The sequence below is a fragment of the Sphingobium sp. TomTYG73 genome, from assembly GCF_055394245.1.
This window is the reverse complement of sequence record NZ_AP027340.1, coordinates 359830-381385: the sequence shown is the minus strand read 5'-3', so window position 1 is coordinate 381385 and position 21556 is coordinate 359830. Positions and strand designations below refer to the sequence as shown.

Sequence of the window (21556 nt, the reverse complement as noted above, 5' to 3'; positions counted from 1 at the left end):
CTTAGATGGCGAACGGTCAGCGCGGTCCCATGCGGATCGCGCCGTCCAGACGGATCACCTCTCCGTTCAGCATCGGATTTTCAATGATATTCTGAACCAGCTTCGCAAATTCTGCTGGTTTACCCAGCCGCGACGGGTGCGGCACCTGCTTGCCCAGCGAATCCTGCGTCGCCTGCGGCAGGCCTTGCAGCATCGGCGTCAGGAAAATGCCCGGCGCGATCGTCATCACGCGAATGCGATGTTGCGCCAGATCGCGCGCGATCGGCAACGTCATGCCCACGACACCGCCTTTGGACGCTGCGTAAGCAGCCTGGCCGATCTGCCCATCAAAGGCAGCGACGGACGCCGTGTTGACGATCACACCCGCTTCTTCGCCATCCAGCCCGGCGGCGGAGAGCAGGGCGGCAAAGCGCGAAATGACGTTGAAGCTGCCGATCAGGTTGATCTCGACAGCCTTGCGGAACGCGTCCAGCGGATGGGGCGAACCATCCTTGCCCACGACACGAAAGCCCGGCGCAATGCCCGCGCAGTTCACCAGCACACGCGGCGTCCCCAGCTTCGCTTCGGCCGCTGCCAGCCCCGCGTCCACGGACTCGGCGCTGGTCACATCGACCTTATGGAAGCTGCCGCCCAACCGTTCGGCGAGCGACGCGCCAGCTTCCTCGTTCAAGTCGAAGATCGCCACGCGAGCGCCAAGCTCGGACAGCCTTTCCGCAGTCGCACTGCCCAGTCCCGAAGCGCCGCCGGTGACGACAGCGCACAAATTCTTAATGTCCACGACCGTTCCTCCGTGGCTTAGAAATCAAGGCTGAACGACTGGTCGAACTGAACGAAGCGGCGCGCGATCTTCCACCCGTCGCTTGTCTTCACCACCGTATCCCGCTGACGGCCGGTCACGACGATCTTGGCGCTCATCGGCGCATGCCCTGCGTTGGCGTTCATGAAGGCATATTCCGCATATACTGCGTCGTCCTTCTCGAACACGATCATGTTGAAGTTATAGTGGCGGTTCTTGCCTTCGGTCTGGTTGGCCGACTCCTTGGCATGTTCAACCTGAGCCTCGACGCCTTCATAGCGGATGGGCAGGCCCTCCATCTCCGTCACAACCTCGGGCGTGAAGAGGGAGGCAACGCCTTCCCAATCGCCAAAGTCGGAACAGCGGGTGAAACGGGCGATCAATTCCTGAATCGCGATCTTGTCTTCCAGCGTGATCATCTCAATCCTCTCCGTTGAATTATTTTTCGCCATACCAAGGGAAGAAGGGCGGCATCTGCGACGCCTTCCCCGTGAAGTCCGCTGGCCGCTTTTCATTGAAGGCGCGAACCCCTTCGCGGCCGTCCGCCTGACTGGTGTAGAATACCGCCAGCGATTCCGTCAGATGCGCCTGCCACGGATCGGGCTGCGCGCTGTTGCGGTTCAGCATCTGGCGGATCAGCGCGATCGAAACGGGCGAACGGTCCTTGACCAGTGATCGGGCAAAGGCCTTCGCCTCCTCGACCAGCGTCTCGGCCGGGAACACGCCGCGCACCAGTCCCTTGTCATGCGCTTCGGCGGCATCGAAGATATCGGCCTTGTACGCCCACTCCATCGCCTGCTCCAAACCGACAATGCGCGGCAGGAAGAAGGACGAACACGCCTCCATCGTGATGCCCAGCCGTCCAAAGACAAAGCCGAAGCGCGCCTTGTCCGAAGCAAAGCGGAAATCCATCGGCAGCAGCATGGTCGATCCAATACCCACCGCCGCGCCATTCACCGCGCCAACGATCGGTTTCAGGCAATCATACATCGCCATCGCGACGCGCCCACCCGTATCCCGCACGCCTTTCAGGATAGCCGGATCATCACCACGCTCGCGCAGATCCTCCATGGTCGGCGTCATGCTTTCGTCCAGGCCAAAGACATTGCCGCCGACCGACAGATCCATGCCTGCGCAGAAAGCACGGCCCTCGCCCGTCACCACGATCACGCGCACCGCATCATCCTGGCTCGCCCGGCCATAGGCGTCGACCAGCTCTTCGCACATCTCGACCGTGAAGGCATTCAGCTTGTCCGGTCGATTAAGCGTCAGCAGCAGGACGCCGTCATCCTCGACCTCATAGCGAATTGTATTGTAGCTCATGTTCATGCCTCCCCGGTCAGCGCCACGGCGCGGCCCAGCGCCTCGCGGCATTCGCCCACGATGCGCTCGATCAGTTCGGCGCATGTCGGAATATCGTCCATCAAACCGATGCCAAGCCCCGCCCAGACCAGCCCGCCATCCACTTCGCCACTCTCCAGCGCAGCGCGACCACGCGCACCGGCGACCAGCGGCCGAATATCCTCAAAGGTAGCACCGGGCTCTCGTTCCTTGACGTTCACCTCCTCGGCGACGGCATTGCGGAAGACGCGCGCCGTGTTGCGTAGCTGGCGGAAGATCAACGTCGTATCGCGCTCCGTCCCCTGCACCACCGCCTGCTTGATCGCCTCATGGATCGGCGCTTCCTTCGTCAGCATGAACCGGGTGCCCATCGTCACGCCTTCCGCGCCCAAAGCCAGCGCCGCCGCCATGCTGCGCCCGGTCGCCATGCCGCCCGCCGCCAGGATCGGGATGTCCAGCGCCCGCGCCGCAGCGGGGATCAGCACCATGCCCGGAATGTCATCCTCGCCCGGATGACCAGCCGCTTCGAACCCATCGATCGACACAGCATCGACGCCCGCCCGCTGGGCCGACAGCGCATGGCGGACGGCAGTGCATTTATGCACGATCTTGACACCCGCCTGCTTGAACCGAGCAATAAACTCGGCGGGACTGCGCCCGGCGGTCTCGACCACGCCAACGCCCGATCCGGCGATGACTTCCGCATAGGCTTCGTAGGGAACCGGCTGCGCGGTCGGCAAAATGGTCAGGTTCACGCCGAACGGCTTGTCCGTCATCGTGCGGCACCGCTCGATCTCGGCGGCCAGCGCCTCGGGCGTCGGCTGGGTCAGCGCCGTCAGTATGCCCAGACCGCCAGCATTGGACACCGCCGAAGCCAACTCGGCGCGGCCCACCCACTGCATGCCACCCTGGATGATGGGATAGCGCGTGCCAGTAAGCTCGGTAATCCGGGTCTTCATTCCACCATTCCCCTTTGATCAGGCCGCTTCCGCCTCGCTCCATCCCAATTGGGCGAGCAGGGGATATTGCGCCGCCAGTTCTTCTGCATGCGCCGATGCGGCCGTTCCGCGTAGTGCCCTTGCCTTAATGCCATGATAGATGGCCGCAAGCCGGAAAAGAGCGAAAGCGCGGTAAAAGCCCATATGGTCGATCCCGTCCCGCCCGGTCCTGCGGCAATAGGCGGCGATATACTCCTCCTCGGGCATCAGCTTGAGCGCAGCGAAATCGGCACCCCGCAGCCCCGAAAGGATGGCGGGCGGCAGCCGGTACATCATCAGGTGATTGACGAAATCCGCCAACGGATGACCAAGCGTCGAAAGCTCCCAATCCAGCACCGCCACGACGCGCGGCTCGGTCGGATGGAACACCATATTATCGGCGCGATAATCGCCATGGACGATCCGGCTTTCATCCCCAGCGGGAATATTCGCTGGCAGCCATTCGATCAACCGGTCCATATTGACGTCGCGGCCAGCCGCCTCGTCATTCAGATATTGGCGCGACCATCGCGCGATCTGCCGCTCGAAATAATTGCCCTTCTTCCCGAAATCATCGAGGCCCAGAGCCACGGGATCGAAATTGTGAAGCTGCGCCAAAGTCGCGTTCATAGCGTCGAAATAGGCGACCCGCTCTTCCGCCGCGACATTCTCGAAACGCGAACTCCAGAAAACGCGCCCTTCGACGCACTCCATGACATAGAACCAGCTGCCGATTACCGCATCGTCCGTGCAAAGCCCGTAGATGCGGGGCACCGGAAAACCTTCCTTGCCCAGCGCCGCGATCACCCGCGCCTCGCGATCCACGGCATGGGCGCCGGGCACCGTAACGCCGGGCGGCTTGCGGCGCATGACGAAGGAACGGCCCGGAACGTCCAGCCGGAAGGTCGGATTGGACTGCCCGCCCTTGAACTGCCGCACGGTCAGCGGCCCTTCCGCCTCGGGCACATGCTCCTTCAGCCAAGCCCGCAACGCGCCCTCATCGAACCGATGCGCCTCGCGCACTTCGGACAGCCCGGCGTTCAGTTCCTCGGCATTCATGACTTCGCCAGCGCCTCGCGCTTGATCTTCTTGGCAAGCGACCATTTATGCACCTGCGTCGGCCCGTCATAAATGCGGAAGGCGCGGATTTCGCGGAACACCTGCTCCACGATCGTGTCATGGCTGACCCCGGTTCCGCCCATCACCTGGACGCACCGGTCAGCCACCCGAAACAGCGTCTCCGACACAGCCACCTTCGCCATGGAGCTTTCCGTGATCGCCTTTCCGCCTGAGTCCAACACGTCCGCACACCAATCGATCATCAACTCGCACTGCTTCAGGTCAATCAGATTGTCCGCCAGCATGAAGCCAACGCCCTCATGGTCGATCAGCGGCTTGCCGAACGCCTGCCGCTTGACCGCATAGTCCGTCGCAATCTCATTCGCGCGCGTCGCAGCGCCCAGCCAGCGCATGCAATGGGTGAGCCGCGCCGGGGCCAGCCGAACCTGTGCGTAGGCAAACCCCTCATGCGGCGCGCCCAGCACGGCCTCGGGCGGCAGGCGCAAATTCTCGACCTTCACCACCGCATGACCGCCGGGCATCGAGCTATCGATCGTGCCGATCAGCCGTTCCTGCACCAGCGCGGGGTGCGGCAGCGGAACGAGGAACATCGTCGCAGCCGCTGTACCGTCATCCCGCTCCGTCTTCGCCATCAGGATGGCGAAGCTGGCTCCCGCGAATCCTGTAGCGAAAGCCTTGCGTCCATTGATCACCCATTCGCCGCCCTCCAGCCGCGCCCGGGTCTGCATCATCGACGGGTCCGACCCAGTCCCGCCTTCCGTCGCAAGTTCGGTCATCAGGAAACAGGAGCGCCCATTCCCCGCAACCATCGGATCGAGGTAGCGGCTCTTCTGCTCTGCCGTAGCGACCTTGCCCAACAGGAACATATTGCCTTCGTCTGGCGCATTGGTGTTGCAGGCGAGCGGCCCCAGCGGCGACAATCCCGAAGCGCGCAGCACCCGCGCCGTCGCCCGGTGGCTAAGATGCGTTCCGTCCGCGCGGATATGCGGCGTCAGGACACCCGCCTCCCGCGCTTTGGCCCGCATTTCCTGCACCAGCGCATCCAGCGGACCATGATCGTCCCGACGGCCATCCGTTTCATAAGGAACGACCACGTCGCGGACGAAATTCTCGACCCTTCGAGCAATCGCCGCATCACCCTCATGATCTGCCATGGCTTGTCTCCGCGCCTCTCGTTTCTTGGCGCTTGCCAAGGGAAGAACCGCAATGCAAGGTGTAATTAGAAAGCCATATAAGAGCTTTCGCGCCCGTCATAGCAGGGCAGGTCGCACGGAGAGGACCGATAAAGAGATGAAGCATCTGCAACTCCGCAAGGAAGTGCATCACGGCAGGCTGGTCAATTGTCATCAGGATCGCCCCGCAGACATTTACGCCATGTTCCTGGACGCCGTCAGCCGGTCACCCGACGCGATCGCACTGGTCGACGGCGACGATCGGTGGAGCTACGCCTTTCTCGCCGCCCGCGTAGCCGCCTGCGCCGCGCGTTTGACATCTCTCGGCCTCGCGACGGGCGACAGGCTCGCCATCCTGCTGTCCAACCGCGCCGATTATTCCACGCTGCTACTGGCGGCGGCAAGACTCGGCCTGATCGCCGTGCCCATGAATATCCGCCAGCGCGCGCCGGAAACCGCTTATGTGCTGGACGACAGCGGCGCCGCAGCCATCATCTATGACGATGCGCTGGAAGACCAGTTGCCCGGCCGCTCCGACCACCCCCAACTGCGCCACTGGCTCCGCTATTCCGACGAAGCCGCCCATTGGTCCAAAACCACACCCGAAGCGCTGACCGACGCCCCACAACGCTCGGCCGTTAGCGAAGATGACCCCTTCTGCATCCTCTACACCTCGGGCACCACGGGCCGCCCCAAGGGCGCGGTTCTCACGCATCTCGGCATCGTTACCATCTGCATCGGCAGCCAGCAGCACCTGCAATTGAAGGATGGCGAATCGATGGTCCTCACGGTCCCTGCCTCGCACGTCACCGGGATCGGCCTCATCCTGATGCTCAGCATCCGGGTCGCGGGGAAGGTGGTGATACAGCAGGCATTCAAGGCCCGCCCCTTCCTGGAACTCGCGCAGGCCGAACGCATGAGCTACGTCGTCATGGTCCCGGCCATGTACAAGCTATGCCTGATGGAGCCCGATTTCGCGGACTTCGACCTGTCGAGCTGGCGCATTGGCGCGTTCGGCGGGGCGCCCATGGCCGAATCCAGCATCGAAACACTTGCCGTACAGCTCCCGCAACTAACGCTGGTGAACATCTACGGATCGACCGAAACCTCCTCCCCGGCCGTCATGATGCCGCTTGGCGACTGTCCCGCTCATCCGGACAAGGTGGGGAAGGCGCTTCCTTATGCCGACATCATGATCATGGATGAGGAAGGCCGCGAACGCCCGCGCGGGGAGCAGGGCGAAATCTGGATCGCGGGCGCGATGACGATACCGCGCTACTGGAACAACCCCGAAGCAACGGAACGGGGCTTTACCGCCGGCTATTGGAAATCGGGTGACATCGGCACGATGGACGCGAACGGCTATATCCGCGTGCTCGACCGGATGAAGGACATGATCAATCGCGGCGGCTTCAAGATTTACTCGGTCGAGGTCGAAAACATGCTCATGTCGCATGAGGCCGTCACAGAGGCCGTCGTGATCGGCAGGCCCTGCCCTGTCCTGGGCGAACGGGTCGAAGCGTTCGTTGTCGCACCCGACCAGGCAGACGGCGCAATCCTGCGCGACTTCTGCGCACGGCATCTGTCTGACTACAAGGTGCCCGACCATGTCTACATTGTGGAGGGGCCGCTTCCCCGCAATGCCAACGGCAAGCTGTTGAAAACCGCAGTTCGCGAATGGCTGCCCCAAACGCCGGTCAGCGGCCCCACATGAAATACATCAATCGTTGTCATAACTTGCAGCGAGGGCCGGAATAAGTTAGGACTCACTTGGTTAGCGAGCCGCCTCAGCTTTCCCTGTCTACAAATTAAGGGGTGGCCGACGATGTAGGTACTCAGGAGAGTTCACATGACCACCCAGTTCCGCCCAGTGGCCCCGCCCCAGATCATCGAAAGCGCCTATACCGACGACCAGCATCGCCGCATGCTGAACGTCGTGCGGGAAAACGGCCCCTGGTCGTTGATCCTGGCACAACATTTCAAGTCACCCGAAGAAGTCGTTGCGACGACCTCGGGCGGCCTTCCCCCAGGCTTTACCCCCACATGGGACATGTTCCTTTCGCCGGTATTCCGTGGCTATCTCGCGCAAGGATCGACGGTCCAGCATCCCGATATCGAAGACTGTTTCTTCAACAAGAAATTCCTCGATCTGGTTCGGGGATATTGGAAGGCCGAATACGCCCGGCCCGAAAATATGCTGTTCAACATTCAGGGGCCGTGTCCCGGCGCTGGGGCGCCCCATGTCGACGGCACCCGCTTTCGTGGCATCTCCATGCAGACATCGCCGGTATGGCTGATGAACATCATGGTGAAGTCCGGCCTGTTCGAACATTGGCGCGCGAAAAAGGCGCAGGTGATCACCTGGTATTATAAGGGCAAGGTCGGCGGCGGCTTCAACTACTGGCCTGATGGCCCGCAGGGCCAGCCCGCCCAGATCAAGGCGCCGATGTGGAGCCGCGCGGTCGTCGTTGAAAATGAAATGATGTACCACACGGCAGAAGCCAGCGGCCCCGCCGCCCTGCGCCGACCCGAAGGGCTCGCGATCAATTCGCTCATGAGCGCCGATCCCGAAGATCCCAATGGCTGGCAGATCACCACGGACGGCAAAGTCATCCAGAAGATACCGGAAGACGAGTTCCGCTTCCTCATCCACTGGGGCGCGGACATCTTCATGGACTATCGCGAACTCAAACAGTCGCTCGACCACACCGACGACATCAGCCATGATCAGGTGTTCGACATGCTGATCACCGATCTTCGCGCACGCGGCGCCACTTTCGAAGTGCCCAGCGATCCGCTCACCGATCAACAGTTCATCCGCTTGCTGGTCCAGACCTATGATCCCGGCAAGCCGTCCATCTTCCCCCCGGAGCCAGAGGAAGCACTGGCGGCCTGATGCCTCTCTCCTTCAGCCTGGCGGGCAGGACCGCGCTCATCACCGGGGCAAGCAGCGGGCTCGGCGCGCACTTCGCGCGCACGCTCGCTGCCGAGGGTGTTCAGCTGATCCTCGCCGCCCGGCGTGGCGACCAGTTGGAAAGCCTTGCCGCATCGCTCCCCCACGCGCGCGCCATCTCGCTCGACGTACAGGACACCGCCTCCGTCGATCGCTTGTGGGAAGAGGTCGGCGCCGTCGACATCCTGATCAACAATGCTGGCGTCGTAAGCGCTGGTCCAATGCTTGATCAGGATGCGTCGCAATGGGATCGCGTCATGGATACCAATGCGCGCGGTGCTTATCTGGTCGCGCGCGGGGCGGCGCACGCCATGATTGCGGCAGGTCGGCCGGGCAGCATCATCAACATCGCGTCCATCCTTGGCCTTCGGCAGGGCGCACAGCTTGGCCCCTATGCCATTTCAAAGGCCGCCTTGGTGCAGATGACCAAGGTCATGGCGCTGGAATGGGCGCGCTACGATATCCGCGTGAACGCCCTGTGCCCCGGCTACATCGTAACGCCCTTGAATGAGCATTTCTGGGGAACGGACGCGGGCAAGGCGATGATCAACCGGATACCGCAGCGCCGGATAGGAAGCCCGGTAAATCTGGACGGCGCCCTGCTCCTGCTCGCGTCGGACCTTGGCTCCTACATCACGGGCGCGGAACTGGTCGTAGACGGCGGGCACCTCGTCAGCTCGCTTTAACCGCCTCCGCCTCTCCGGAACCCATGGCTGGACTCTTGACGCCGGGTGGATCGCTGTTGCTTCCTGCCGCGCGGAAGGAACCCGATGCGCATTCTCGTCCTCGGCGCGACCGGCTATCTCGGATCGCACATCGCCCGGCACCTTACGGCGTCCGGCCATCAGCTGAGCGGCCTCAGCCGCACAAGCGAAGGCGATCGCGCGCTTATCGATCATGGCATAACCCATCTACGGGGTGATTTGTCGCATCTGGACGCCGTCATCGACATGCTGCGCCAGCACGACGCCACCATCTACGCCGCCCAACTGCTCCTTCAGCAGGAACATGACACCGTCAGGCGCTTGCTCAATGCAGCTGACGGACGCGGTCATCAGTTCATCTTCACCAGCGGCACCGGCCTTCTGTCGCAACGCACGGACGGCCTGTGGAGCGAAGACAGTTTCGCCGAGGATGACCCGTTCGAACCCTCCAAATATATCGGCCTCCGGTTCGACACGGAAAATATGGTCCGCCGCGCAGGATCATCGGGCGGAGTGCGCGCCATGGTGATCAGGCCCCCGATGATCTGGGGGCATGGCGGGTGCGGCCATCTGCGCATGTTCTACAACGACGCCGGACGCACAGGCGAAGTCGGCTATCTTGGGCAGGGCCTCAACCTCTATTCCAACGTCCATGTCGATGATCTGGCGGAAGTGTATCGCCTCGCGCTGGACCGGGGTTCACCCGGCACCCTTTATCACGCCGTCGCAGGCGAACTGAACAACCGCACTCTGGCACAGGCAGTCGCCCGCGACCTCGGCATTCAGGCGCGCAGCATCGATTTTTCCGAAGGCGTCCGCCGCTGGGGAAAATTCGGAACGCTGATCGGCATGGCGACATGCAGCCGCTCCCGCAGCCCCCGCACCCGCCGGGACCTCGGCTGGACACCCCGCCACCTCGATGTGCTGAGCGACATAGGCCATCCCGCCTATCGAGCGCTTGCCGGTCGATAGCTTCCGCCAACCCGGAAGAGGCGCAGCGCCGCTTTAACCGCGCCTCGTTGCGCGCTTCAGTAAAGCCACATTCCGGCGCGCGGCCCTTCCCGCCAGCAGCGCCATCATAGGAGAAGAGGCCCATGCAAAGCTGCGAAACCTTATACGAACGGGCCGACATAGCCCGCGCCGACCGTCCCATACGCCTCGGCTCCCTGCTCTTCACCATGGTCGAGCCGCGCCCCGGCCATGAGGTAGCCTATAATCGCTGGTATGAGCGCGATCATTTCTACAGCGGCTGCATGATCGGTGCCTATACCGTGTCCGGCGCACGCTATGTCGCCACCCACGCGGAAAAGGCGAAGCGCTTCGGCTCAGGCACCATGGACCTGTCAAAGGGTTCCTATCTCGCGCTCTATTGGATTTTGGACGGGCATCATAAGGATTGGGACGCATGGGCCGTTCGTCAGGTCAATGACCTCCATGCCACCGGCCGCATGTTCAAGGAACGCGACCATATCCACACCAGCTTCTACAATTTCGACGCGGAATATAATGCGCCCGGCAGCGCCATGCCGATCGAACTGGCGCTCGACCGCCCCTATGGCGGACTCGTCGCCTTCATCGTCGATCTCAATCCGGGCAAGACCAGCGCGGACCTCTCCGCCCTGCTCCGCGCCCGCGACCTGCCGGGCGATGTCGCGCTGACCGGCTCCCCCCTGCCCCTCGATCCCACCAGTCCCAAGGATGTACCCGTTGAGGAGAACGACCGCGCCGTCTTCCTCAGCTTCTCGATCGAGGACCCCAAAGCCGTCTGGGACACCGCCTATGTGCCGCTCGCCCAAGCAATCGAGGAAAGCGGCATCGGCCGCATCGCGATAGCCTCGCCCTTCATCCCGACGATTCCGGGCACCGACAGCTACACCGACCAGCTTTGAAAGCTGAGGGGCGGCTCAATAACGGCCGTCCCCTTATTGGATGCTCGCCGCCCCGTTCCGGCGAATGCGATCATTATAGCGGTAGATGACCGACTGCATGCCCGACAGCATCTGCCGCACATCATTGTCGTTCACGAACAGCGGATCGCCCACCACGCCGATCGCATAGGAAGCAACGCCATGCGGCACCCGCAGCGGCATGGCGATCGAGTCCACCGGAATGGTCGCGCTCCGGCGGCACAGCGCAAACCCGCGCGCCCGCGTCGTTGAAATCCGGTCCACCAGATGTTTCATCAGCGTCGGCCCCTTCGGACCCAAACCCAGCCGCTGCGTCCGTGTCGCGAGCTGGATGATGTCGACATTGGATTGCTGCGCCAGCATCGCCGCCGCAAAATTGGTGCCCGGCCGCCAGCTATTGTGCTGGAAACAGATCATCTCAGTGGAATAATAAGGTTCAGCGTCAGGCTTCGCCGCCCAGCCGCCGGACATTTCAGCGACACTCTCCGACCAGCAGTCATTTTGCTGCGTGACGAAGACCGATCCGCCGGTCTCCCGCCGCATATCCTCCATCACTTCATTGATCCGGCCGCTTCCAAAAAAGCTCTGTTCGATCGCCGAAGCATTCGCGACCAACTTGTAGGATGGCGCATAGAGCTTCGTCGCCTGATTATAGGTAAGATAGCCAGTGCTCGCGAGCGTGCGCAAGATTTCGTCAGCGCTTGAATTGGGGATGCCCAATGCTTCGCTGATCTCGATCGTGCGCGCAGGCTCGCCCGACTTCATGAAATATTCCAGCACCTCCAGCGTCCGCAGGCACGACTTCACGCTGCCTCTGCCGCCAGACCTGCCTTCCGCCTGTGAGTTAGCGCTCATCCCGCCTCCTACGCACTTCTTGCCAGCGTCGGCGCTGCCGAACACCCGGATTTTGCTATTCCCCACCATATTCCTGGCGCACCATGGATTCAAGCGTGGGAAATCCGCTCCGCCGCGATCCATTACGCGAATATGGAAAGCCGCCATTGCCGGTCGCCAGCACAGCTTCGCTCCTCTCTACACTGCAACCATGCACGACAGACAAAGTCGCCCCCACATCAGCACGAAGCCTGTAAAGCGCCGCTTTCGCAATGGCCGCATGCCGCTCAGCTATACCGAATGGACGCATGAAGGCGCGCCGCTCGCCATCCTCCTTCATGGCAGCCGGGACCATAGCCGCAGCTGGGACGCGCTGGCGAACGCACTGCTTCCCGATTACCATGTGATCGCCCCCGACCTTCGCGGCCATGGCGACAGCAGCTGGTCGCAGGACGGGCGCTACGACTTCGCGGCCTATCTGTCCGATCTCGCCGCGCTTGCCGAACAATTGACGCTGGGTCCGCAGCGTCAGGCCATCCTGATCGGCCACTCCCTGGGCGCACACATCGCCTTGCGCTTTGCCGCAACCTATCCCGAAACGATAAGACGCATCGTCGCGATCGAAGCCATTGGCGCGCCTCCCGATATCGAAGCCTATCGCTTCAGCCAAAGCGTCGAACAAACCGCCCGCAACTGGCTTGAAGAGCGCCGCGCCGCTTCCCTTTCCGCCCCGCGCATCTTCGCGTCCGTGGACGAAGCGGTCGAGCGTATGCGGGAACGCCATGCCTTCCTCACCCCTGCGCAGGCACGGCACATGACGCGCCAGGGTCTGCGTCGGGCTGGCAGGGCTGGATGGCAGTGGAAGCATGATCCCTATCTCGCCGTCTGGGCATTTCCCGACATCTCCATGGAGGATGTCCGGGCATTGTGGCGCAACGTCGCCTGCCCGACCCTCCTCCTTTATGGCGACCGCAGCTGGCCCTCCGGCCTGCCCGCCGACCTACTCGCCCATATCCCCAACGTGCAAGAAGTCCGCCTGCCCGGCAGCGACTGGCCCCAGCATGACGCCTTCGACGCATGCCTGGCGGCGATCCTGCCCTTCCTAGGGCCGATCGACATTCAGGAGATGGCGAGCCGAAAATGGTGATTTTCCGCGACCCTTGAAGCGAGTCACGCGCCTCGCTTCAACGCAGCGTACTCAAAGTACGTGAGCACCGGAAGCGCGGAGAACCGCCATTTGCAGGCCGCCAGAACTGAATGTCGATCAGCCCTAGCCGAGTGAACCGCTATTCGTTGCTCTTCTTGGTCGCCATCACCCTTGGATCGAAATGGTTGGCGGCCATCCACCCACCATCCACGAACAGGCTGTGACCCGTCACATATTCCGATAGTCCGGACGCCAGGAACAGCACAGCCCCAGCCACGTCCCGCGTCGTCCCCGGCCGTCCGATCGGCAGCACGCTCGCCTCCATCAACGCCCGCGATTCCGCCGTTTCAGGCAATCGTGGCGTAGTGATGCTCCCCGGAGCCACGGCATTGGCGCGAATGCCGTGTCGCCCCCATTCGGTCGCCATCGACTTCACCAGATGCATGAGGCCCGCCTTGGCCGCGCCATAGGGCGCATGCATAGGCGACCCAACCGCTCCGTCCACCGAACCGATGCAGATCAGCGATCCCGGCACCCCGCGCGCAATCATGGACTGAGCAACGGCGCGCGCCGTCACGAAGAAATAGCGCAGGTTCCGGGATTGATCATGATCCCATTCCTCCAGCGTCACATCCAGCAGCGGCTTGAACAGCGCCTGCCCCACGATCGTCACCAATATATCGAGCCCGCCCAGCGCCCCTTCCGCATCCGCCACGGCTTTCTTGACCGATGCCTCATCCAAAATATCGGCTTCGATCGCTATGCCCGCGCGCCCAATCGTCCGCACCTCGCTCGCGACCTGCTCGGCCCGCTCCATTACGCTGTCCAGCACGGCGACATCGCATCCCGCCTCCGCCAGCAGCAGCGCGCTTGCCTCGCCCATGCCACGGCCACCGCCGACGATCAGCGCCTTCTTTCCTTCCAGGCCCAGCAATGACACGCTCATCCTCTCTATCCTCTTCGTTGCGCGCGCCCGCTCATGCGGCATCGGCCAGGAACATCTTCTTGATTTCGGTCAGGCTGACCTTCAGCGACGGCGTGCGCGGCAGCGCGTCCACGATCCGGATCTCCACCGGCACATGCGTCGGCGGCAGTTCCGCCCGCACATGCGCCAGCAGCGCCTGTTCATCCACCGCCCCGGCGCTCCGGCTCAGTTCGACCGCCGCCACCGGCACCGCGCCCAATCGCGCATCGGGTATCCCCACCACGGAGGCATCGACAACAGCCGGATGCTGGCGCAGCACATCAACCACCCGCTCAGGCAATATCTTGAAGCCTCCGCGCACGATCGCTCCGTCATGCCGCCCGCGATGAAAGACATATCCGTCCTCATCAATCATCACCAGATCAGTGGTCCGCACCCAATCAGGCCGCACGGACGGGCAATGCACTTCCAGCAATCCTTCCGCCCCGCGCGCCACTTCCGCGCCGCTTTCCGGATCAACGGCCCGTATCTCCACGCCGGGCATGGGAAGGCCCGTGCTGCCGCGCTTGCTGTCTCCACGCTCCGCCCGCATCTGTGGCGTCCAGCGAACGATGGTGCCGCAAAATTCCGTCGCGCCCATGCCCCACAGGATGGGCAGCTTATAGCGCTGCTCGAAGCGCTCCTGAAGATCGGGGTCAAGATAGGCCGATCCCCCCGACACGCTCTTCACGCTCGCCATGTCCTCGACCGACACATTAGCGTCCATGATCATAGCGATCGCGGTGGGATTAAGGCCCAGCGTATCGGGCCTGTGACGGCGCAGCGCATCCACCAGCCCATCGACCGTGAACCGCTCCATCAGCACCAGCGGCGTATTATTGACCGCAGCGCCCGTCAGCAGGCACACGCCCCCCACCCCGCCCAGCGGCCAGATATTGATCTGCACCGGCGGCGCATTGCCGGACTCCGCGCCGGGCGCGCTCATCACCGCCCGCTCCAGCAGCTTCAGCGGCATGGGAATGCGCTTGGGCGTCCCCGTAGTCCCGCTCGACAGCACTTCGATTCCGCCATCGGGCAAAGCATCGTCGAACGAGGATCGCCTGCACTTCTCCAGTCCATCGACCAGCGTGGGCGCGTCATCGATCCCGCCAAAGGCAATCCCCGCGCAGCCAGCCTGCCCCGCAGCCTCCCAAAAGTTCGGCCAGTCCTGCTCATCCGCCAATATCGCGGCGGCGCCCAAATTCTCGATATTGTCCGAAATCGCGGTCGCGGGCAGGAAGGGATAGACGAAACTCACCGACCGCCGGTGCGCCAGCAGCCCCACCACCGCCGCCGCATGGGCCAGCCGGTTGCGGATGATGATCCCGACCTTCGCAGATGGCGGGCACCCGGCGGCGTCGAGCAGCGCAACAACGGCATCGCCATAGCGCGCCACCTCGCCCCAACTCACCCACCGGCCCTCAAACTCGATGCCCCGCGCGTCGCTATGATCACGCAAATTGGCGCGCAGCTGCTCTATAACGTCCTGGCTCATTGGCGGTCGTCCTTAATTGCGCACGCCTTCCAACAGGCCCTTGAGGTTCGACGACATCACCATTTCCTTCTCCGCCATCGAATAGCTCGTCAATTCATGAAGGAAATCGAGTGGGTGTTCAGTCCCTTCCGGATGCGGATAGTCACTCCCGAACAATATCCGGTTCACCTGCATATGTTCTCGCAGTTGCCCGAAATCATCCTCAACAAAGGGCGTCACGAAGATATTCCGATGAAATTGGTCAACGGGATCATTCATGAATTTCTGCGGCATCTGCCCATAAACATGCTTCAACTGTTCGATCAGCGGAATGACCCACTTCGCGCCATTCTCGACACTCACGACCCGAACACCGGGGAAGCGGTCAAAAACGCCGCCGCAGATGATCGCCGCCATCGTATCGGAAATCGCCCGCTCGATGATCCGCAGGCAGTTGACGAACGGATCGGATTCAAACGGCAGCCACTCGGCCCCACCCGTCCACATCTCGATCAGATGATCATAGTCAGAATTGGAAGCATGGATCGAAACGAAGATTTTCGCCTCCTCGATCCGCGCCCAGAAGGGATCGAAGTCCTTCAGCCCCATCGACCGCCCGCCGCGATAGCCCGGCACCGGAGAAGGGCGGATGCAGATCGTCCGCGCGCCCTGCTTGATCAGCCAGTCCGTCTCGGCCAGCGCCCGATCCATGTCGGCGAGGGATACGACCGGCACGCCGAACAGCCGGTTCTCCCGCGCGAAGCCCCATTCCTCGCTCGTCCACTGATTGAGCGCGTGCAAGGCATCGTGCAGAAACTCATGGTCATAGCTCATCCACTTTTCGATCACTGAAAAGAGCGTCGGAAACATGAGCGCCGCATATACATTATGCCCGTCCAGCACCGCCAGCCGCTCCTTGCCCGTCCGCCAGGATTCCGGCGGAGCGATCGGCTTCCCCGTCATCTGCCGCATCGTCAGACCTTCCGGGTTATCCGCCTTATAATATTTGACGTGTGTCCCCGGCGCAGCCACCCGCTCGAATGTGGGGTTGGGGATATAGTCGGAAATCTGCCCCTTGATCGCCAGCCGCTTGCGGCCATCCACTTCCACGAAGCGGAAATCCTTGTGCCACTTCTTGGGCAGATGCCGGAACAGCGCATCCTCTGGCTCGTAGAAATGATTGTCCGCGTCATAAACGGGGAACGGAAGGCTGGGCGTCGTCATCGCAATGTCTTTCGGTCAGCTATGATAAGTTGGTACTTGTTGTCCTGCACCCGCCCGCTTCCGGTCAATTGAGCGAACAGGCTTTCCGGCTACCCGGAATCCCCGGATTGAGCCGGTTCCAGCGCTTTCACAAAGCCCGCAATCGCCGTGACCGCATCCCGCGCTTCGCCCGTTTCAGGCGCCAGCAAAGGCCAGACATGACCCATGCCCGGCGCGACATGCAGCGTGACCCGCCGATCCCCCAGCGCCAGCCGCTTGGCAAAGGCAACCGCCTCATCCAGCAACACTTCCGCGCCGCCCGTCAGCACCAATGTCGGCGGAAAGTCCGCCGGGTCCGCCTCCAGCGCCGAAACCAGCGGATCGCGCGGATCATGCCCCTGCAAATACAGCCCCGCGCTATCCAACACGGCCGCCTTGGAAAACATTGGATCACGCGCCGCATTGCGATCAAGGCTCTCGCCCCGCGCCGTCAAATCCAGCATCGGCGACACCAGAACAGCACCCGCAGGCCGCTCACCAGCACGCGCCGCCATAATGCTCAGCGCCGCCGCCAACCCGCCACCGGCAGAATCGCCCGCAACCACCACCGATCGCCTGTCCTCCAACCCCCGATAAACCGCCACAACAGCATGCAGCGCCGCTGGAAAAGGATGCTCAGGCGCGAGCGGATAAAAGGGCAGGATGACCCGCCGCCCCGCCGCATCCGCGATTCTTTGCGCATAATCCACATAGGCGAGCGGCGACCCCAGCCGATATCCCCCGCCATGCAGGTAGATCATTTCCCCCCGCGCATCACGTCCACGCGGCTCGATGACCAAACAACGCACGCCACCAATAATCGCCTCGCCGGCGCGTGCCGCAGCATCGGCTGGACCCGCCGCCCGCGCCCGCCGCTCGACCAGCGCATCATCGGCAGCATAGCCCGCCCGCAACGGCGGCAAATCCCAGGCACCGGCACCGGTCACAGCACGAACACCCCGCGCGCCAGCTTGCCTTCCTCCAAATCGCGGAAGGCCCGTTCGAAGTCGGCAAGATCGTAACGCTGCGTCACCAGCTCATCCAGCAACAGCTTACCCTGCCGATATTGCGCGATATAGGATGGGATATCCTGATGCGGACGCGAAGCCCCATAGCGCGCACCCATCACCCCGCGATCCACAAAGGATAGCGGCGTCAGCGAAACCTCCGCCATCGTCCCCGCAGCAGTCGTGCCCACGATCACGCAATTACCGCCCCAGCCAAGGCTCGCCATGGCATCGTTCAGCACCCGCGTACTGCCGACACACTCGAAAGCCCAATCGACGCCGCTGCCATGGTCGGGATTGCCCCCGGACACGATGTCCTTGATCCGCTGCGGCACATCGCCCTGCGATGCATCGATGAAGTTGGTCGCGCCAAACTCCCGCGCCTTTTCTTCGCGCGTCGGCAGCAAGTCGATCGCGATGATCCGGCTCGCCCCCGAAAGCCGCAAGCCCTGCAACACATTAAGCCCGATGCCCCCAATGCCGAACACCGCCGCCGTCTCGCCCGGCTTCACCCGCGCCCGATTGACGACCGATCCCACCCCGGTCAGCACACCGCAGCCCACGACGCAGGCAATGTCGAGCGGCACCGTCGGGTCGATCCTGACCGCCTGATTGGCCTTCACCACCGTCTTCTCGACAAAGGTCGATGTCGCCGCAAAGCTCGACACCGGCTCTCCATCGCGGCTGAACGGCTGGGCGCGATTGCCATAGGACTGGCGGCAATGCGTCGGCCTGCCACTCTCGCACGGGCCACAGCGCCCGCAATTGGCCAGCGTATGCAGCGCCACATGGTCGCCCACCGCCAGTTCGGTGACGCCCGGCCCCAGCTTCTCGACGATGCCCGCCCCTTCATGGCCCAGCACCGCAGGCGCGGGCCAGTCGATCGTGCCGTTGATAACCGAAATATCGGAATGGCAAATGCCGCTCGCCACGATGCGCACCAGCACTTCGCCTGCGCCCGGCTCCCGCACTTCGACATCCTCGACAAAACGAACCTTGCCCGGACCTTCGTAGACCAGCGCCCGCATTTTCAGCCTCTCCCACTTTCCGTCATTTGTATTTCATGCTCTGGCGCCACAGCGCTTGCCGCCCGGCAATAGCGTCCCACCGCCTCTCCCAAAGCGGTGATGCGGGACAGCGGCAACGGCCGGTCAAAGCCAAACAGGGACAGGGTGCACAGCACTGCACCATCCGGGCCGAACACGGGCGCTGAGATCATCATCACTGGATGCAGCCGGTCGGGCTGCGCCTCGATCATCAGATAATCCTCGCCCATCTGCCCGAGCAGTTCGGTGGCCCGCTTCTGCCTGTCATCGGCAAGTGGCTCTTCCGCCATGCCAATGACAGCAAGCCCTGCCGCCACTTGCTCCGGGCTGCGCTGAGTCACGGCATAGCCGCGCTGCCGCACCATCGCGAGCGACTGGCGCAGGCGATCAATATCGATCGGGCCCGCAGCCTTCGCCAGCCAGCTGTCCACTTCCTGCGCACCCGCCCAGGCAAGGAAGGGCGTGCCAAGCGGCGGGATCAGCGGCACACGCTGCCCGATCCGCAATCCGGGCAGCCGTCCCGGCCCTTCGGACGCCAGCGCGATCAGCCGATCGTCCAGCCGAGCCGTCAGCAGGCTGTCCATGTCCAGGTCGGCCGACATACGAGCGATCTGGTCGCGCGCGGCGGCAACCACCGGATGGCATTGCAGCGCGGCATGACCAATCGCGATCAGCGCCGGGCCAAGCCGATAGACCCGCCCACGTTGCGCCCTGACCAGATATCCATCCCGCGTCATTGCGCCCAACAAGGCGTGGCAGGATGCGGGATTAAGGTCCAGCTGCCGCACCAGCTCCGTCAACGAATAGCCGCGCAGTGGCGCCGCCGCCATGAAGTTCAAAATGTCGATGGCGCGGGACGCGGCCAGGGCCGGACGGGGCATCGCTATTCCTTCAGCTGAGGTCCAGATCGTCCCAATTCACCACCGTGCACATGCGGTGATAATCGGGACTGAGCCACGGCGCGTTCACCTGAAGCCTGCGATGCTCGCGGTTCACGTAATAATTCTTCTCGATGCCTCCCTCCGGCGTCATCTGAAGCCAGTTCTGCGCCTCGGCATCCAGTTCGCGATTATAGCGCTGGTACGCTTCCGGCCTCACATCGACGCGGCTCTTCTGCTCCTTCAACATCCGCATCACGCATTGGGCCGCATAGCTCGCCCAGATCAGCCACCATTGGGGCAGGCCCGTGCCCCCCGTCAGCGGCTGCGAATTGGGGCCGTACAGCATGAAGAGGTTAGGGAATTGCGGCACCATCATCGACAGATAGGCGCGCGGCCCATCACCCGTGTCCCATGTCTCGTGCAGGTCCTTGCCCTCCAGCCCCTTGTACCGCGCGGGCCAGAGATATTTGAGCACATCGAACCCCGTCGCGGCTATGACAACGTCGAAGTCCCGCTCCGTCCCATCCGCCATCACAAAGCCCGTCTTCGTGAACCGCTCCACCGATCCGGTCAGCAACTCCACATTGTCGCGGGTCAGTGCGCGATACCATCCATTGTCCACCACCGGGCGGCGCGACATCGGTGCATAGTCCGGGATCAGCTTCTCGATCAGATCCTCGCGACCACCGGTTTCCTGCCGGATATAATTGGTCAGGAAGGCGCGCATGTCGTCATTGGCCTTGCTGACCTTGCCCCCCTGCGCCTGCCATTCGCGATCGACGCGCTGCAACCGGTCGATGTCGAACAACGGCATCGTCGCGGTATAGCGCGACCAGTTCCAGTATCCGGGCATATTCTCGTTGAGCCAGGCCAGTTCCGGCTCGATCGGCGCGCCATATTTCTCGCGCGGGCTGATCCATTGCGGGGTCCGCTGCACGACGCTGACATGCCCCGCCTTTTGCGCGACCGCGCTCAGCAATTGCACGCCGGTTGATCCATTGCCGATGATGGCGACCCGCTTGCCGGTCAGGTCCAACCCCTCCGGCCAGGCGGACGGATGGATGATCTGCCCGCCAAAATCATGCACGCCCTCAATATCGGGCAACTGCGCATTGGCAAATGTGCCGCAAGCGGTGATCACCACATTGGCGACGATCTCCTGACGCCCGCCCGGCGTTTCGACGTCCAGCGTCCAGACATTGCGGTCTTCATCAAACACCGCCCCCTTCACATCATGGCCAAAGCGGCTGTTCGCCATCACCCCATATTTGCGCGACACATGTTGCAGATATTCGCGAACATCCTCACCCCGGTTGAAATGCTCGCCCCACGGATAGAGCTTCTCAAAACTATATTCATAGGTGATGGACGGCGTATCGACCCGCACATCGGGATAGCGGTTAATCGTCCACGTACCCCCCGCCTCAGGCTGACGATCCAGCAGCAGATAGGGCAGACCCAGCAACTCGCACTGCACCCCCGCCGCGATCCCGGCCGGGCCGCTGCCGATGATGACGATCCGGAAACCTTCTGGAATCTCCGGCTTCTCGCCCTCCCATTCGACGGCGCAAGGAACGGCACGGAAGGCCGGAAGATCACGCCGCGCCTCGAACTCGACATCGGTCATCTCGCCCGACAGCATCGTCATCAGGCGGCGCAGTTCGTCCTCGGGCGGCTCCGGCAAATCCACCGCACCGGCATTGTCCGCCAGCCACTCGACCGCGCGATCCTTCAGCAGTGCCTTCTGCCCCTCGCTCATCTGCGCGGCGGCAGGCAGGGCGGCAATCTCCTCATCCCCACTATTCTGGTAGAGCGCAATCCGCAGCGCGTTCAAATCCGCCAGTTCAACCGCCCGCCGGATGCTGTCAGTGTCGATCGCCTTTGCCGCCGTGGCCATTCATCCCATCCCATCTGCTGTCGAGCGCATGCGAGCGCGCCCATCTTGTTTTTTGCAATATCGAATCTTTGACGCGAGGTAAGCCGAACCCGCCCCAATTCCGCCATGCCGGAACAGGTGCCAATTGCGGCTCG

20 protein-coding genes are annotated in these 21556 nt (G+C 62.9%); 6 read left to right on the top strand and 14 right to left on the bottom strand.

Annotation, left to right across the window (positions count from 1 at the left end):
* Positions 1–16 precede the first annotated feature (16 nt).
* Genes ACZ5TH_RS14645 through ACZ5TH_RS14620 form a run of 6 tightly spaced genes read right to left on the bottom strand, consistent with a single transcriptional unit; the run spans position 17 to position 5348 of the window.
* On the bottom strand, positions 17–778 hold the full coding sequence (locus ACZ5TH_RS14645) for a 3-hydroxyacyl-CoA dehydrogenase (RefSeq protein WP_464795685.1): 762 nt from the start codon (positions 776–778) through the stop codon (positions 17–19).
* Positions 779–795: 17 nt separating this feature from the next.
* On the bottom strand, positions 796–1215 hold the full coding sequence (locus ACZ5TH_RS14640; RefSeq protein ID WP_449469766.1) for a nuclear transport factor 2 family protein: 420 nt from the start codon (positions 1213–1215) through the stop codon (positions 796–798).
* Between the two features lie 19 nt (positions 1216–1234).
* On the bottom strand, positions 1235–2119 hold the full coding sequence (locus ACZ5TH_RS14635) for a crotonase/enoyl-CoA hydratase family protein (protein WP_449469765.1): 885 nt from the start codon (positions 2117–2119) through the stop codon (positions 1235–1237).
* A gap of 2 nt (positions 2120–2121) precedes the next feature.
* Positions 2122–3096, bottom strand: coding sequence for an NAD(P)H-dependent flavin oxidoreductase (locus ACZ5TH_RS14630; protein WP_449469763.1), 975 nt, complete (start codon positions 3094–3096; stop codon positions 2122–2124).
* 18 nt (positions 3097–3114) lie between these two features.
* The gene (locus ACZ5TH_RS14625) at positions 3115–4173 is read right to left on the bottom strand and encodes a phosphotransferase (RefSeq protein WP_464795684.1); all 1059 of its coding nucleotides are present in this window, start codon (positions 4171–4173) and stop codon (positions 3115–3117) included.
* Positions 4170–5348, bottom strand: a complete 1179-nt coding sequence (locus tag ACZ5TH_RS14620) for an acyl-CoA dehydrogenase family protein (protein ID WP_464795683.1) — start codon at positions 5346–5348, stop codon at positions 4170–4172. Before ACZ5TH_RS14620 ends, ACZ5TH_RS14625 begins: the two co-directional genes overlap by 4 nt.
* A gap of 136 nt (positions 5349–5484) precedes the next feature.
* On the opposite strand from ACZ5TH_RS14620, the gene ACZ5TH_RS14615 reads away from it, so the two are divergent.
* The 5 genes from ACZ5TH_RS14615 to ACZ5TH_RS14595 all read left to right on the top strand — a co-directional run bounded on the left by ACZ5TH_RS14615 (position 5485) and on the right by ACZ5TH_RS14595 (position 10912).
* Positions 5485–7080 (top strand): class I adenylate-forming enzyme family protein, encoded by a 1596-nt coding sequence (locus ACZ5TH_RS14615; protein WP_464795682.1) that lies wholly within the window; start codon positions 5485–5487, stop codon positions 7078–7080.
* 135 nt (positions 7081–7215) lie between these two features.
* Positions 7216–8262, top strand: a complete 1047-nt coding sequence (locus tag ACZ5TH_RS14610; RefSeq protein WP_449469757.1) for a hypothetical protein — start codon at positions 7216–7218, stop codon at positions 8260–8262.
* Positions 8262–9005, top strand: coding sequence for a glucose 1-dehydrogenase (locus ACZ5TH_RS14605; RefSeq protein WP_460988460.1), 744 nt, complete (start codon positions 8262–8264; stop codon positions 9003–9005). The genes ACZ5TH_RS14610 and ACZ5TH_RS14605 overlap by 1 nt, the downstream gene beginning before the upstream one ends.
* 84 nt (positions 9006–9089) lie before the next feature.
* Complete coding sequence (locus ACZ5TH_RS14600; protein WP_464773136.1) at positions 9090–9995, top strand: NAD-dependent epimerase/dehydratase family protein; 906 nt, start codon at positions 9090–9092, stop codon at positions 9993–9995.
* Positions 9996–10117: 122 nt separating this feature from the next.
* A complete protein-coding gene (locus ACZ5TH_RS14595) occupies positions 10118–10912 on the top strand; it encodes a hypothetical protein (RefSeq protein WP_464795681.1) in 795 nt (264 codons plus the stop codon).
* Between the two features lie 33 nt (positions 10913–10945).
* On the opposite strand, the gene ACZ5TH_RS14590 is transcribed toward ACZ5TH_RS14595, so the two are convergent.
* The gene (locus ACZ5TH_RS14590) at positions 10946–11785 is read right to left on the bottom strand and encodes a helix-turn-helix domain-containing protein (RefSeq protein WP_449469751.1); all 840 of its coding nucleotides are present in this window, start codon (positions 11783–11785) and stop codon (positions 10946–10948) included.
* A 190-nt stretch (positions 11786–11975) separates the two neighbouring features.
* On the opposite strand from ACZ5TH_RS14590, the gene ACZ5TH_RS14585 reads away from it, so the two are divergent.
* Positions 11976–12911 carry an alpha/beta fold hydrolase gene (locus tag ACZ5TH_RS14585; protein WP_464795680.1) on the top strand — a complete coding sequence of 312 codons (936 nt, stop codon included), beginning with the start codon at positions 11976–11978 and terminating at the stop codon, positions 12909–12911.
* A gap of 139 nt (positions 12912–13050) precedes the next feature.
* Here ACZ5TH_RS14585 and ACZ5TH_RS14580 read toward each other — a convergent pair whose 3' ends face one another.
* From ACZ5TH_RS14580 to ACZ5TH_RS14550, 7 genes are all read right to left on the bottom strand, one after another.
* Positions 13051–13857, bottom strand: coding sequence for an SDR family NAD(P)-dependent oxidoreductase (locus tag ACZ5TH_RS14580; protein WP_464795679.1), 807 nt, complete (start codon positions 13855–13857; stop codon positions 13051–13053).
* A gap of 31 nt (positions 13858–13888) precedes the next feature.
* Entirely contained in the window at positions 13889–15370 is a 1482-nt protein-coding gene (locus ACZ5TH_RS14575) for a class I adenylate-forming enzyme family protein (protein WP_464795678.1), read from the bottom strand.
* Positions 15371–15382: 12 nt separating this feature from the next.
* Complete coding sequence (locus ACZ5TH_RS14570) at positions 15383–16573, bottom strand: amidohydrolase family protein (protein WP_464795677.1); 1191 nt, start codon at positions 16571–16573, stop codon at positions 15383–15385.
* Between the two features lie 89 nt (positions 16574–16662).
* Entirely contained in the window at positions 16663–17538 is an 876-nt protein-coding gene (locus tag ACZ5TH_RS14565) for an alpha/beta hydrolase (RefSeq protein ID WP_464795676.1), read from the bottom strand.
* The gene (locus tag ACZ5TH_RS14560; protein ID WP_464795675.1) at positions 17535–18626 is read right to left on the bottom strand and encodes a Zn-dependent alcohol dehydrogenase; all 1092 of its coding nucleotides are present in this window, start codon (positions 18624–18626) and stop codon (positions 17535–17537) included. Before ACZ5TH_RS14560 ends, ACZ5TH_RS14565 begins: the two co-directional genes overlap by 4 nt.
* A gap of 2 nt (positions 18627–18628) precedes the next feature.
* Positions 18629–19525 carry an IclR family transcriptional regulator gene (locus ACZ5TH_RS14555; protein WP_464795674.1) on the bottom strand — a complete coding sequence of 299 codons (897 nt, stop codon included), beginning with the start codon at positions 19523–19525 and terminating at the stop codon, positions 18629–18631.
* A 10-nt stretch (positions 19526–19535) separates the two neighbouring features.
* The gene (locus ACZ5TH_RS14550) at positions 19536–21422 is read right to left on the bottom strand and encodes a flavin-containing monooxygenase (RefSeq protein WP_464795673.1); all 1887 of its coding nucleotides are present in this window, start codon (positions 21420–21422) and stop codon (positions 19536–19538) included.
* Positions 21423–21556: the final 134 nt, after the last annotated feature.